Origin of the sequence: Liquorilactobacillus vini DSM 20605, assembly GCF_000255495.1 — a bacterium.
Classification (GTDB): Bacteria; Bacillota; Bacilli; order Lactobacillales; family Lactobacillaceae; genus Liquorilactobacillus; species Liquorilactobacillus vini.
Genome location: NZ_AHYZ01000141.1, coordinates 1 through 682, shown reverse-complemented (window position 1 = coordinate 682; position 682 = coordinate 1). Strand labels below are relative to the sequence as shown.

The 682-nt window shown below is 27.1% G+C and carries 1 pseudogene; it reads right to left on the bottom strand.

Annotated features, from left to right (window positions below):
- Positions 1 to 682: pseudogene (locus tag ON15_RS11795) on the bottom strand (hypothetical protein); the annotation flags it as partial.

Sequence of the window (682 nt, the reverse complement as noted above, 5' to 3'; positions counted from 1 at the left end):
AATGAAATAACCTTAAGCAAGCTACTAATTTTTGATGATGCTATTATGCTCAAAAAAAGTGCAGCATAAATTAGATATCTAAAAGGTAACTGAACTGTTGATAGTAGTCCTTTATCAAAACTTTTCCAAGGAAAAATGGATGTTGATATTATTGTAAAAATAATGCCAAGCAAATAAATTTCTTTGTTTAGTCCTTTATATGACCAACTCCAGCCTAAAAACAGTGTGACTAAAAGAACTAATCCAATACTACTATTTTCGGCTATGTTTGAAAAAGATTGCTCTAATAATATTGAAGCATCATTAAGAATACCTATTTGCTGATAAGGAGCTTTAACTCCTTTACCAATATAATCAGTAAAAAAAGGTACTATTATTGGAGCAACTAATAAAATTGTTAACAAGGCACTTTGCAATAAGTACTTGATTCTATCAACGGTTAATCTTTTTCCAACAAAAAACTTTGCAATTAAAATAATTAAAAATATTTCAAAAATTAAAAAGATGCTTAAAATATGAGCATATGCTACTAAAGATAAGCCAATACTTAATAGATACCATTTTTTGTTATTTCTAAAAATAATTTCATAAAAGCCAAGAAAAACAAGTGGAAGGAAAGTAGATGCTAAAAATTCTCCTAAAACAAATCTTCCAAGATATAATCGATATGGAACAAATACAT